The organism is Antarcticimicrobium luteum, assembly GCF_004358185.1.
GTDB classification, from domain to species: Bacteria; Pseudomonadota; Alphaproteobacteria; order Rhodobacterales; family Rhodobacteraceae; genus Antarcticimicrobium; species Antarcticimicrobium luteum.
In genome coordinates, this window is the sequence record NZ_SMUV01000074.1 from 212338 (window position 1) to 224969 (window position 12632).

Sequence of the window (12632 nt, forward strand, 5' to 3'; positions counted from 1 at the left end):
ATGTCCGATCTTGTGATGCCGAAATTCGGATTGACCATGACCGAAGGGCTGCTTTCGGAATGGCATGTCGCGCCTGGCGCAAAGTTTCGCGCCGGGGACATGCTGTTCACGGTCGAGACCGAGAAAGTGGCGAACGAGGTCGAAGCTGAAGGCGATGGCGAGATTGCGGAGATTCTCGTTGCCGCAGGTGAAACGGTTCCGGTTGGCGCGCCGGTGGCGCGGCTTGCCGGAGATGCCGGTGCAGCGAAAGTTGAGGCGCACGCCGCCCCGTCGTCCTCTTCCGCCGTCCCGCCGCCCACTTCCGCCGCCCCGGCACCATCGGCGCCCGCCCCGGCGGATGGCCCGGCCGCCCGCAAGCTGATGGCCGAGCACGGGCTGGAACGCAGCGAGGTTCCAGCGACCGGGCGCGATGGCCGGGTGATGAAGGAAGACGTGCTGCGGGTGATCGCCACGCCGCTGGCCCGTCGCATCGCCGACGCCGAAGGTGTCGATCTGCGCTCTGTCGCCGGCAGCGGGCAGAATGGCCGGATCAAGGCCCGTGATGTCGAAGCTGCCACCCCCACCACGCCCGCCGCGGCCGCCGCCGCCCCTGCGGCGCAGCCGGCCGGTGTGCAGGAGATCGCACCGGATGCGATGCGCCTGGCGACCGCCCGGCGGGTGACGGCTGCAAAGCGCGACATTCCGCATTTCTATCTCACTCATGAAGCCGAGATCACCGCGCTGTCCGATCTGCGCGAAAGCCTCAATGCCGAGGACGGCCGCCCGCGCGTTTCGGTCACGCATATGCTGATCCGCGCGCTCGGCCTCGCGCTCGAAGAAATGCCCGGGTTCAACCGGATCTGGGCCGGCGAGAGGATTCTTGCCTTCGACCGCGCCGATATCGGCATGGTTGCCGACACACTCGATGGGCTGCGCATCCCGGTGATCCGCGATGCCGGCGCCGCGTCGCTCGATCAGGTGGCGCGCGCGGCGCGCGATCTAGCCGCCCGCGCCCGCGACGGCCAGCTCACGCCCGAGGATGTCGGCGATAGTGTGATCTCGGTGTCGAATGTCGGCATGTTCGGCGCCAGCAGCCTGACCCCAATCATCAACCCGCCTGGGGCGATGATCCTGGGCGTTGGCGCAGAACGTGCACTGTTCCGCCCGGGCCCCGATAGGGCGCCCGCCCTGAGGCGCGAACTGACCCTGACGCTGGCCTGCGATCATCGCGTCATCGACGGCGCCGCCGCCGCGCGCTTTCTCTCCGCCGTGGTGGAGATCCTCGAAACCCCCCTGCGGCTGTTGCGCCCCGCGCGCCGACCGAACTGATCTAACCGGAGTCCGACCATATGGATTTTATCCTGAACGAAGAACAGAAGCTGATGATCGAAACCGCCCGAAAGGTGGGCGAAAAATTCGGACCGGATTACTGGCGCGCGCTGGATGCGGAAAAGGCTTTTCCGACGGAATGCTGGCAGGCGATCTGCGATGCCGGGCTGACGGGCGCAATGCTGCCCGAGGAATTCGGCGGGGCCGGGTTGGGCATGGTCGAGGTGGCCCTGATCATCGAAGAGCTTTGCGCCGCCGGAGCCGGCGCGACGCTGGCCCAGATCTTCATGCTGAACCCGATCTTCGGCGGTGTTTCGATTGCGAAATACGGCACCGACAAGATGAGAGCGGAATGGCTGCCCAAACTTTGCAGCGGCGAGATGCAGTTCTGCATGGCGCTGACCGAGCCGGATGCCGGAAGCAATTCGCTTGAGCTGAAAACCAGCGCCACCGTGGAAGGCAATGGCTGGCGGCTGAACGGCCAGAAGATCTGGATCACCGGCGTGCCGCAATCGCAGAAAATGCTCGTTGTCGCACGCACCACGCCGGTCGGTCAGATCGAGAAGAAAACCCAGGGCATCAGCCTCTTCATGATCGACACCAAACGCGAAGGGCTGAGCCATACCGCGATCGACAAGCTCGGAACCAACACGATCCCGTCGAGCCAGGTTTTCTTCGACAATGTGTTGGTTCAGGGTGACGAGCTGATCGGCACGCTCGACAAGGGCTGGCACCAGCTTCTCGACGTGCTGAATACCGAGCGGATCGTCACGACGGCGGGCCTGATCGGAGCCGGACGGCTGGCGCTCAAGCTCGGGGCCGATTATGCCAATGAGCGCCGCGTTTTCGGCAAGACACCGATTGGCGCCTATCAGTCGGTGCAGTTCCCCCTCGCCCAGCATTGGGCCGAGCTGGAAGCGGCCAAGCTGCTCAATCTCAAGGCGGCCTCCTTTTTCGACAACGGCCTGCCCTTCGGCTCGGAAAGCAACGCCGCCAAACTGATCGCATCGCAGGCCGCCTCGGCGGTGGCCGAACGGGCCATGCAGATCATGGGCGGCATGGGCTTCTCGAAGGAAATGCACGCCGAGCGCCTTTGGCGCGATGCGCGGCTTTTCCGCTTTGCACCGGTCTCGGAAGAAATGATCCTGAACTATATTTCGATGGCCAATCTCGGCCTTCCGAGATCTTACTGACACTGCATTTTCGAGGGAGGAGCGACGATGCAGAACCTGACGACGCAATTGCGGTTTCACGCCCGGCAGATGCCGGGGCGCGAAGCGCTGGTCTATGGTGAAACACGGCTGACATGGGCCGAGCTTGAAGCCCGCGTCCTGCGGCTTGCCGGCGGGCTGGCCGCAAAGGGCATCGGCCCCGACAGCATCGTGGCGCTGGTCATGAAGAACTCCGCCGCCTTCGTCGAGCTGGTCTATGCCGTGTCGCATCTGGGCGCGGTGCTGCTGCCGACAAATTTCCGCCTCTCGGGCGAAGAGCTTGATTACATCACCAGCCATGCCGGCGTGGATCTGATCGTTGCGGACGAGGAATTCGCCGGAGTGCTCAGCGGCCTGGCAGCGCCGGTCATCCTGCTCGACCAGGCGGCGCAGGCCGATTGCGGGCGCGTCCTTGGCAGCGATCCCGCCCCCGGCGCGCATCCCCGCAGCGGAAACGATCTGATGCGGCTGATGTATACGTCGGGCACCACAGACCGGCCCAAGGGCGTGACCCACAGCTACGAGAATTATCACTGCAAGAACATGGACCTGATCCTCGCGCTTCAGCTCTCGGCGCAGGACAGGCTTTGCATGACCGGACCGCTCTATCATGTCGGGGCCTGCGATCTGCCCGGGATGGCAGTTCACACGATGGGCGGCACATTGATCGTGCTGCGCGATTACGATCCGCAAACGGTGATCGACACCATCGCCGCCGAACGGATCACCGGCATCTGGCTGGCGCCGGTGATGACCAGTGGCCTGCTCGCGCTCGACCGGAGCGCCTTGCCCGATCTTGCCAGCCTGAAATGGTGTATCGCCGGCGGCGAGCGCACCCCGGAAAGTCGGATTCGAGATTTCGGCGGCGTTTTCCCGAATGCGCGTTATATCGACGCCTACGGGATGACCGAAACCGTCTCGGGCGATACCCTGATGGAACCGGGACGCGAGATCGAAAAGATCGGATCGGTCGGGCGCCCGGTTAGCATGGTCGAACTGGAAATCCGCGATGATGAAGGTCAGAACCTACCCGCCGGCGAAATCGGCGAGATCTGTATGCGCGGGCCGAAGGTGACGCGCGGCTATTGGAAAGATCCCGAACGGACCGCTGCCGCGATGTTTGGCGATGGCTTCCTGCGCTCCGGCGATGTCGGCTATCTCGACGAGGAAGGGTTCCTGTTTCTGACCGACCGCAAGAAGGACATGATCATCTCAGGCGGCGAAAATATCGCTTCGTCCGAGCTTGAGCGGGTGATCCACATGATGGATGAGGTGGCCGATGTCGCGGTCGTCGCCCGGCCAGACGAGCGATGGGGCGAAGTGCCGCTCGCGGCAATCGTGCTGCGCGAGGGGGCGACGCTCGATCTCGAAAGCCTCGTCGGGTTCTGCCGCGCGCATCTTGCCGGTTTCAAATGCCCGAAAGACATGCGCATTCTCGACGATCTGCCGCGCAACCCTTCTGGAAAAATTCTGAAAAGAGTGCTACGAGATCGCTTTCTTACCGAGTGATAGCAACCCCACCGGAGAGCCGTGCCGAATAGATCCGAATATCATCCCGACAGACCGCTTCCGGCCTCTCTCGATCGCCCGAAGCGCAAGAAGCTGAGCCGTGAAGAGAAAGCCCAGCGCACTTATGGCAACCTGATGGAAGCGGCGGCCCAAATCGTGGGGGAAAGCGGCTATGCGGCCACCACCATTGCCAAGGTGACGCAGGTGGCGGGCGTCGCCCACGGCACGTTCTACAACTACTTCGAAGACCGGCAGGAACTTTTCGACGTTCTTCTGCCCTATATCGGCGAGCGAATGACTGACTGGATCGCCGAAGAGTTGGCCGATTTTTCCGGAACCGGGTTCGAACGTGAGGTTGCGCGTTTTCGCGCCTATTGCGGGTACTTGAGGGAAAACCCGGGCTTTTACCGGGTGCTCTACGAAGCTGAAGTTTTCGCACCCAAGGCGCATGAGGCGCATATCCGGCGCCTGACCGAAGGCTATGTGCGGGCGCTGCAACGCGCGATGGCCGCGGGCGATCTGCGGGAGATGGACGAGGCGGAGCTGACCACCACCGCCGCGATCCTTCTGGGCGCGCGGGCCTATGTGGCGATGCAATTCAAAGAGAGCCGCGAAGTTCCCGAAGCGGCGGTCAATGCCTATGCCGCGCTTATGCGCGACGGTCTGTTTCGAAAGGACTGACGCCTCGGGCGGGGGCCGGCCGGCGGGGGACCGGATTCTATGCGAACAGGCCCTTCGTCAGCAACAGGCGGTAAACCTCCAGCGAAGCCGCGACAATTTCCCGCCGCTCCGCAGCGCCTCCGGCTTCATGAATCTGCATCGCCGCATAGGCGCGCATTCCCAGCATATGGTGGATCAGGCAGGTCAGCTGCACCTCGCCCAGCGCATGCATCCGGCCTTCCGCGATCGCCCGGCGGAAGCTGCGGATATAGCCCTGAAGGATATTCTCCATATGGGCCCTATGGGCCTTGGGTGCGAAAACTTCGGCTTCATAGAGAATGCGGTAAAACCCGACATGCTCGGACACGTAGTCGAGAAACGCCTTGAAGCGGGCGCATTCGCGATCCATGCCCGGCGGCGTTTCCCGGGCCGCGCGTTCGACCCATTTGCGCATACGGAGCCCTTCATATGGCAGGAGTTGATCGAAAAGCGCCTGGCGATCCTCGAAATAGTTGTAAAACGTGCCCTGAGCTACGCCCGCCTCCTCCGCGATGCGGGCGATGGATGCCCCGGCATAGCCGTCGGACGACACGACCCGGCACCCTGCGATCAGAATTGCCTCGCGGGTGCGGCGCGCCTTCTCATCGCGGCTGAGCCTTACCCGGGGGGATTGCCGCCGGGAAGGAATGGCAGATCGGGATCCGGACATAGGTTTATTCCTCTGTTGTCGACCCGAAGCCTCGACCGTGATCCGCATTGGCGGTCCCGGCCGACCCGGCTTCAGATCGCCAGATAGCGACTGGTGATCTCTTCATTGCCACGCAGGTCTTCGATCGTACCACGATAGACGATCTGGCCCTTGTCGATCACCACCGCATCTTCGGAGATGCCAAGACAGAAATGCATGTTCTGCTCTGCGATCACGATGGTCACGCCGGTGCCGCGCAGCTTTCGGATCAACCGCCCGATCTCCTGCACGATGATCGGCGCCAGCCCTTCCGAGGGCTCATCGAGCAGGATCAGATCGGGGTTGCCCATCAGGCACCGCGCCATGGATAGCAATTGCTGCTCGCCGCCCGACATCATACCGGCGTTACGCCCTCGCATCGGGGCGAGGATCGGAAACGCATCGTAGATATTGTCGAGCGTCCAGTCTGCCCGCCCGGAAAGCCCGGGCTTCGCGGCGATACGCAGGTTATCGTCGACCGTATGGCGCGGGAATATCTGCCGGTCTTCCGGCACCAGGCCGATGCCGCGATGCGCCATGACATGCGGCGCGGCGCCATTGACCCGCCGGCCCTCGTGGCGGATTTCGCCCGAGCGGATGGGCACCACCCCCATAATGGCCTTCATCGTGGTGCTCTTGCCTGCGCCATTGCGGCCCAGAAGCGCCAGAGTGCGCCCCTTGTAGACCTGAAAGGACATATCGAAGAGGATATGCGAGGCCCCATAGAACGCATTGATCCGGTCGAGTTCGAGAACGGGTTGCGGTGTGCTCATGCCGGTTCCTCCCTGCTGTCTGCCTCGGTGGCATCGGTCTCGGAGCCGAGATAGGCTTCGATCACCTCGGGATTGCCGCGAATTTCGTCGGCCTGGCCCGAGGCCAGAACCGCGCCATAGCGCAGCACATGGATGATTTCGGCAGTCCGGAACACCAGGTCGATATCGTGCTCGATGAAGATCAGCGTCATGTTTTGGCTTTTCCAGAGGCGCTGCACGGTATCCATCATCTGCCAGCGCTCCTCGGGGCCCATGCCCGCCGCCGGCTCGTCCAGCAGCAACAGCTTGGGATCGAGCGCGAGAGCAAGCCCGACATCGAGCAGCTTCTGATCGCCATGCGATATCTCGCCCGAAATGCGGCGTGCCACAGGCTCCATGCCCAGAAGCGCGAGAAGTTCTTCCGTCCTGGTCTTCACGTCGCGGCGGGGAAAGGCGCTGCTCAGTTCGAAAGCGGCATGCGCATGAGCGCTCACCGCCGAGGCCAGCGCCTCCTCCACCGTCATCGTGGGAAAGATATTGGCCACCTGGAACGCCCGGCCGATTCCCTTGCGGACAATGGCCGCCGGTTTCATCCCGGTGATGTCCTCACCGGCGAAAACGATCTTGCCGCTTGTCGGCACGAGATGGCCGGTGATCTGGTTGAACAGCGTGGTCTTGCCGGCACCGTTGGGGCCGATGATTGCGCTGAGCGTCCCGGCGGGGAAATCCAGTGTCACGTCATTCGTGGCCGTCAACCCGCCGAATTTCTTCACCAGATGATCAAGACGCAGCATCTTCTGCCTCCTTTCCCGCCTTGCTCAGCGCCCGCGAGACGTTGTCGTCCTCTTTCCTCCCGCGCCGGGCGGCCCGCAGGTCGATGATCCAGTCGAGAATGCCCCGGCGCAGAACCAGCACCACAAAGAGGATCGCGACGCCTTTGGCGAGATCGGTATGGGTGGTATAGATCAGCGTCACATCGTTGATGAAACGCATCACCACAACGCCCACGAGCGGCCCGTAAAAGCTGTGCAGCCCGCCGAGCATGATCGTGAAGATCGCCTCGCCGGAGACCGCCCAGCCAGCCCATTCCGGATAGGCCGCAGAGGTCAGAATGGCCAGAATCACACCGCCCAGACCGGCAACGGCCCCCGCGATCGTGAAGGCCAGAACCTTGACCCGATAGGTATTCACTCCCAGAAAGGCGGTGCGTACCTCATTGTCGCGCACCATGCGCAGCGTGGCACCGAGAGAGCTGAGCGTGACCAGCCGGATCACCAGAACGCCCGCCAGGAACAGGAAGGCCGAGAACACGAAACGGTCCTTCACCTGCACCATGTCGAGACCCAGGAATTCCGGCCGCGGAATGCCGCCCATCAGCCCCTGGTCGCCGCCGGTGTATTGCACCAGCCCCTGAATGACCGACACCAACAGCATCTGGAACGCCAGGGTCAGAAAGGCGAAGTAGATCTCGGACAGGCGGGCGCAGATCAGCCCCACGACGAGGGCGAAAAGGCCGGTTCCCAGCAACGCCAGAAGCGTCGCCACCGGGACAGACCAGGCTCCGAACGCCGCGACAATGTCCGGCGTCTGGAGAAACATCCCGAAAATGTAACCGCCAGAGGCGAAATACGCCGCGTGGCCGAAGGAAACGAGCCCGGTATAGCCCACCAGAAGATGCAGCGACATCACCAGCAGCCCGGACGCAAACAGGCCGGTCAGCGTATCGAGCAGCCATGTGCCGGGGTAAACCAGTGCGAGCACGATGAGCAGGACAAAGCAGACAAGCGCCAGCCCCGCCGCGCGGACGAAAGGATGCGCGAGGTTCATCGGACCATCCTTTCACCGAGAAGCCCCTGTGGGCGGAACACAAGGATCACCACCATCATCAGGAACATCGCCCCATCGACGAAGAGCGGAAAGCCGACGCTGCCGAAAGAGCGGGTAAAGCCCAGCAGGATCGCCGCCAGAAGCGCGCCGGGAATCGAGCCCATGCCACCGATCACGGTGACGATAAAGCTTTCGATCAGGATAGAGAGTCCCATGCCCGGCGTCAGCGACCGTACCGGCGCCGCCAGCGCCCCGGCCATGCCGGCAAGCGCGCAGCCGAGCCCGAACAGCGCCGCGAAGTAGAGCGGAACGCGGATGCCCAGAACCGAAACCATGGTGGCGTTCTCTGCCGCGGCGCGCACGATCTTGCCGAAGCGGCTGTAACGGATCAGGATCACGCTCAGAATGGCAACGGCCAGCGCACTGCCCGCGAGGAACAGATAGAAGGGAGGCACAACGCCCCCGGCGATCCGCAGCGGCGGAACGCGGAACTCGCTGGGAATGCCCATGGCGAGGTATTCTGCGCCCCAAATGATCTTCACGGCATCGTCGCAGATCAGCACGAAGGCGTAGCAGACGAGCAGCTGCATCAGCAGGTTCTCTTTATACACCCTGCTGATCGCCAATCGTTCGAACAGGACGCCGACAATCGCGGCGGCTACCGCGCCGGCCAGCACGGAAAGATAATAGTTCCCGGTCACACCATAGGCCGAATAGGCGGCGTAGGCGCCGATCATGTAAAAGGCCCCATGGGCGAAGTTCACCACATGCAGCACCCCAAAGATCAGGGTCACCCCGGAAGCCACGAGAAACAGCAACATTCCGATAATCAGCCCGGTCGCGGATTGCGTCACCAGACATGCGGAATTGCCGAAACAGTTCATCAGCGCGTCGATATTGAGCATCAGCGACCGCACTCCTGTTCAAAAGATGAAAATCCGCGCGGACAGCCGAACCCGAGGCCGGACCTGCCCGCGCGAAAGGGGAAAGCGTCAGAGATAGTTCTTGCGCTTCATCCAGTCGGCTTCGTGATCGGCGATCACATCCCATCCGGTGGGCTGGAAACCCTCCATATGGGGTGCTTCGGAAACCGTCTGGCCGTAGCCGATCGCGTAGTCGACCAGCGTATTGTCCGCCTCGCGCAGGGTCACCGTCCCGTTCACGCCGAAGGGGCTGTCGATTGTGCGGCCCCGGGTGGCATCGGCCAGCTTTTCATGGCCGGTTTCACCCTTGGTTTCTTTCAGCGCCTCCAGCACGAATTGCGCGCCGGTATAGGTCTGCCATGCCCAGTTGGTGGGAAGCTGGCCGGATTCGCGGAAGCTGGTGTTCCAGGCTTCGTTGGCGTCGGTGTCGGGGATATCCTTGTGATAGCGGTTGCCGGAATGGATGCCGGACGGCAGGTTCTTGATCGCTTCCAGCACCGGCACATCACCCATGTTCACCGCCACCGTCTGGAACTGATCGAACAGACCATAAAGGCTCGACTGGTCGAAGAACGCCACCAGATCACCGCCCCAGAGGCAGGAATAGAGAGCATCGGGGGCGAAGTTCAGCAGATTGGTGATGTTCTCGGTGTAATCCGGCTGGAAGATTTTCGGCCAGGTCTCACCGACAAGTTCGACCTCGGGCGCGAAGACGGCAAGGAACTCCATGAATTCCGCCGTGGTATCGCGGCCATAGGCATAATCGGGCGAACAGGTGGCCCAGCGTGTTGCCCCGGCCTTGGCCAGTTGCGAAGCGTAGAGACCGCCCGAGATCGCATCGTGAATGCCTTGGCGGGCCGAACGGAACACCCAAGGTGCGCGGTTGGCCGGATCGGCGGTGAGCGCCGAGGTTTCCGAAATCGTGTGCATGCAGTAGGTCTTGGTATCGCGCACCACCTCATGGACGGCGAAAGTGCCGCCAGATGCCTCGCCGTTCAGGATCAGCGCGCAGCCATCGCTGCTCAGCAGATCGCGAGTCACTTTTGCGGCTTCGTCGGGTTTGCCCTTACTGTCGCGGATCACCAGCTCGACCATGCGGCCATCGATTCCGCCGGCGGCATTGAACGTGTCCACCGCCATCTTCGCACCGACCGAAGCGGTCTCGCCCAGAATCGCGACGCGCCCCGACAGGATCGTCGGCATGCCAATCTTGATCGGGCTGCCCGCCGCGCGCAGAATCGCCGGGCTGGCCAGCGTTGCCACACCGGCGGCGCCGGTCGTGGCCAGGAATTTCCGCCGGGACAGGTCGGCTTGCTTTGTCTTGATCATCTCATTCCTCCCTTGAGATAACGTGCATCCAAATCGAGTGGGATTGCACCGTGTCCTCGCCCCGCCCGGCACATCCCCCGAGCGGCACGAACTTGAAATTCGCGTCTCAATGCGGGCGCACACCGCCATAAGGCGCCCATGAGCCGGCGTGGTAGAAACCGGCATCCACCGCCATGGAAACGCCCGTCACCGCCGAGGCATCGTCCGACAGCAGAAAGGCCGCCACAGTTCCGATCTCCGACGGCTCAACCATACGGCCCAGCGCGGAATTCTCGTTCATCAAGCTCACGTCGCGATGGCCCATATCGATCTGGACCTGAAGCGCGGGTGTCCTCGTGTAGCCCGGCTCGATGGCATTAATGCGCAGCCCCGCCCTGCCCCATTCGCCGGCAAGATCGCCCACCAGATTCGTGATTGCGGCCTTGCCCGGCCCATAGGCATGCAGCGGGGTCGAGCGCCGGGCGGTGACGGAACTGAGCGCCACCATGCTGCCCGCGCGCCGCGGCAGCATGTATTTCGCCATCTCCCTCAGCGAAAGAAAGGTGCCGCGAAAATTCACCTCGTAAATCCTGTCGAAGGTCTCCATGTCCATTTCGGCCGGTGGCGTCGGGGTCTGAACGATCCCGGCCGAGGTGACCCCGCCCGCCATCGGCCCTATATCCGCCTCGACTTTCGCGAAAGCCTCGATGACGCTGGCCTCATCGGCGACATCGACATGCACGGCCATGCCGTCCAGCCGGCCCGCCACCTCCTGAGCCTGATCCAGATTGCAGTCGAGAATGGCAACGCGAGCGCCGCGTGCCGCCAGAACTTCGGCACAGGCCGCACCGATTCCACTGGCGCCGCCGGTGATCGCAAATATCTCGCCGGTAAACTGTGACATCGTGCTCTCCCTTCCTCTTCCCGATCCCCAAGATGACATAATTGATTTATGAGTCAATTCTCATTTTTATTGACGCAGCAGTTTTCGCCGGCCAGTCTTCCGCATAGGAAAAGGGAGAGAGAGATGACAATTGCCGATGATCTCGGGCGTTTCGTATCTGGCCTGCAACGCGAAACCATCCCCGGGGCTGTCTGGAACAAGGCGCAGACATGCCTTCTCAACGGCTATGGGATCGCCATGGCGGGGCTGGCAACGCCTTATGAGCCGCTGGCGCGGCAGGCCGGGCAGGCGATGTATCCCGGCGGCGGCGCGGCCAGCTTTCTGGGCAGCGGCGAAACCGGCAACATTTCGGCCGCCATTCTTGCCAACGGGGCGCTGTTTCATGGGCGTGGCCAGGAAGACACCTGCGGGGCGGCGCATCTTGGCGCGGTGGTGATTCCGCTGCTGATGGCCCTGATCGAAAGCGGCCATGGCGACATCGAAGATCTTATTCCGGCGCTGGTCGCCGGCTATGAGGTGGGCGGCCTGTTCGAAGAGCTTCTGGCCGGCGCCACCACACCAAGGGGGTTCCGCGCGACCACGATCTACGGTGTCGGCGCGGCGGCGGCGGCGGCGGCGCGGCTCTTCCACATGCCACCGGAACAGATATGCGCCGCGCTTGGAAATGCCGTCTCCTTCTCCGGTGGGCTGCTGCAAACCTTCGCCGAAGGCACCGACGAATGGCGCTATCAGGTGGGTGTGACCGCACAAGCAGGATGGGCCGCCACCGAGCTTGCCCGGGCCGGTTCGGTCAGCCTGCGCCGAGGCTATGAGGGCGCCAAGGGGCTGGCCATGGCCTTCGCCGGCCAGCCGCTCGATACGGAGACCGCGCGCGCCAAGATCGGCCGCGACTGGCAGACGCTCCGCGTCGCCTTCAAGCCCTTCCCCGTCTGCGCCTTCAACCAGACCCCGGTGACAGCGACGCTCGATCTGCGCGACCGGATCGCCGGGCGCGGCATCGAACGTGCGACCGTCTGGATGAATCCCTATGAATGCGGCTATGCCGGGATGGACAGTAAAGGCCCCTTCTCGACCATCGGCGGCACGCTGATGAGCATCCCGTTCTGCGTCGCCCAGACGTTGCTGCGCGGCGCGCCCTCGATGGCGATGATGACCGAATATGACGACGCCGAGATCAATGCTCTAGTGGCCCGGATCGACCTCGATGCCGATGCGGCGGTGCCAACGCTTTGCTGCCGGATACTGGTGCATCTCGACGATGGCGAAGTGATCGACGAGATCTGCAACATGACGGCTGCTGACTACGCCTACGCCTTCGATGAAATGCGCGACCGGCTGATCCGCACCAACGCCCAGGAAGATGTCTCAGCTGAATGTGTCGATGCGCTGGCCGGCTTCGCCGCAGCGTCTGCGGAAGCCGGGTTTGCCCCGGTGCTCGAAGCCTTTTCCACGGCACGCCGGGAAATCAGACGCTAAGGCCTGCGCTGAAACGGCCCGCCCTCT

General features: G+C 63.1%; 12 protein-coding genes. 5 read left to right on the top strand and 7 right to left on the bottom strand.

Annotated features, from left to right (window positions below; genetic code table 11):
• Genes E1832_RS21080 through E1832_RS21095 form a run of 4 tightly spaced genes read left to right on the top strand, consistent with a single transcriptional unit; the run spans position 1 to position 4709 of the window.
• Complete coding sequence (locus E1832_RS21080) at positions 1-1308, top strand: dihydrolipoamide acetyltransferase family protein (protein WP_133361757.1); 1308 nt, start codon at positions 1-3, stop codon at positions 1306-1308.
• Between the two features lie 20 nt (positions 1309-1328).
• Positions 1329-2501, top strand: a complete 1173-nt coding sequence (locus E1832_RS21085) for an acyl-CoA dehydrogenase family protein (protein WP_133361758.1) — start codon at positions 1329-1331, stop codon at positions 2499-2501.
• 27 nt (positions 2502-2528) lie between these two features.
• Entirely contained in the window at positions 2529-4028 is a 1500-nt protein-coding gene (locus E1832_RS21090) for an AMP-binding protein (protein WP_133361759.1), read from the top strand.
• Between the two features lie 21 nt (positions 4029-4049).
• Positions 4050-4709, top strand: a complete 660-nt coding sequence (locus E1832_RS21095) for a TetR/AcrR family transcriptional regulator (protein ID WP_245514074.1) — start codon at positions 4050-4052, stop codon at positions 4707-4709.
• A gap of 37 nt (positions 4710-4746) precedes the next feature.
• Here the strand turns inward: E1832_RS21095 and E1832_RS21100 are convergent, their stop codons facing one another.
• From E1832_RS21100 to E1832_RS21130, 7 genes are all read right to left on the bottom strand, one after another.
• On the bottom strand, positions 4747-5445 hold the full coding sequence (locus tag E1832_RS21100) for a TetR/AcrR family transcriptional regulator (protein ID WP_133361761.1): 699 nt from the start codon (positions 5443-5445) through the stop codon (positions 4747-4749).
• Between the two features lie 23 nt (positions 5446-5468).
• Positions 5469-6188 (bottom strand): ABC transporter ATP-binding protein, encoded by a 720-nt coding sequence (locus E1832_RS21105; RefSeq protein WP_133361762.1) that lies wholly within the window; start codon positions 6186-6188, stop codon positions 5469-5471.
• A complete protein-coding gene (locus tag E1832_RS21110; protein ID WP_133361763.1) occupies positions 6185-6961 on the bottom strand; it encodes an ABC transporter ATP-binding protein in 777 nt (258 codons plus the stop codon). Before E1832_RS21110 ends, E1832_RS21105 begins: the two co-directional genes overlap by 4 nt.
• Positions 6948-7994: a branched-chain amino acid ABC transporter permease gene (locus E1832_RS21115; RefSeq protein WP_133361764.1), complete on the bottom strand. Its 1047-nt coding sequence runs from the start codon at positions 7992-7994 to the stop codon at positions 6948-6950. The genes E1832_RS21110 and E1832_RS21115 overlap by 14 nt, the downstream gene beginning before the upstream one ends.
• Entirely contained in the window at positions 7991-8899 is a 909-nt protein-coding gene (locus tag E1832_RS21120; RefSeq protein ID WP_133361765.1) for a branched-chain amino acid ABC transporter permease, read from the bottom strand. Before E1832_RS21120 ends, E1832_RS21115 begins: the two co-directional genes overlap by 4 nt.
• A gap of 87 nt (positions 8900-8986) precedes the next feature.
• Entirely contained in the window at positions 8987-10246 is a 1260-nt protein-coding gene (locus tag E1832_RS21125) for an ABC transporter substrate-binding protein (RefSeq protein WP_133361766.1), read from the bottom strand.
• A gap of 106 nt (positions 10247-10352) precedes the next feature.
• Positions 10353-11129 (bottom strand): SDR family NAD(P)-dependent oxidoreductase, encoded by a 777-nt coding sequence (locus E1832_RS21130; protein WP_133361767.1) that lies wholly within the window; start codon positions 11127-11129, stop codon positions 10353-10355.
• A gap of 123 nt (positions 11130-11252) precedes the next feature.
• On the opposite strand from E1832_RS21130, the gene E1832_RS21135 reads away from it, so the two are divergent.
• Entirely contained in the window at positions 11253-12605 is a 1353-nt protein-coding gene (locus tag E1832_RS21135; protein ID WP_165978944.1) for an MmgE/PrpD family protein, read from the top strand.
• Positions 12606-12632 lie beyond the last annotated feature (27 nt).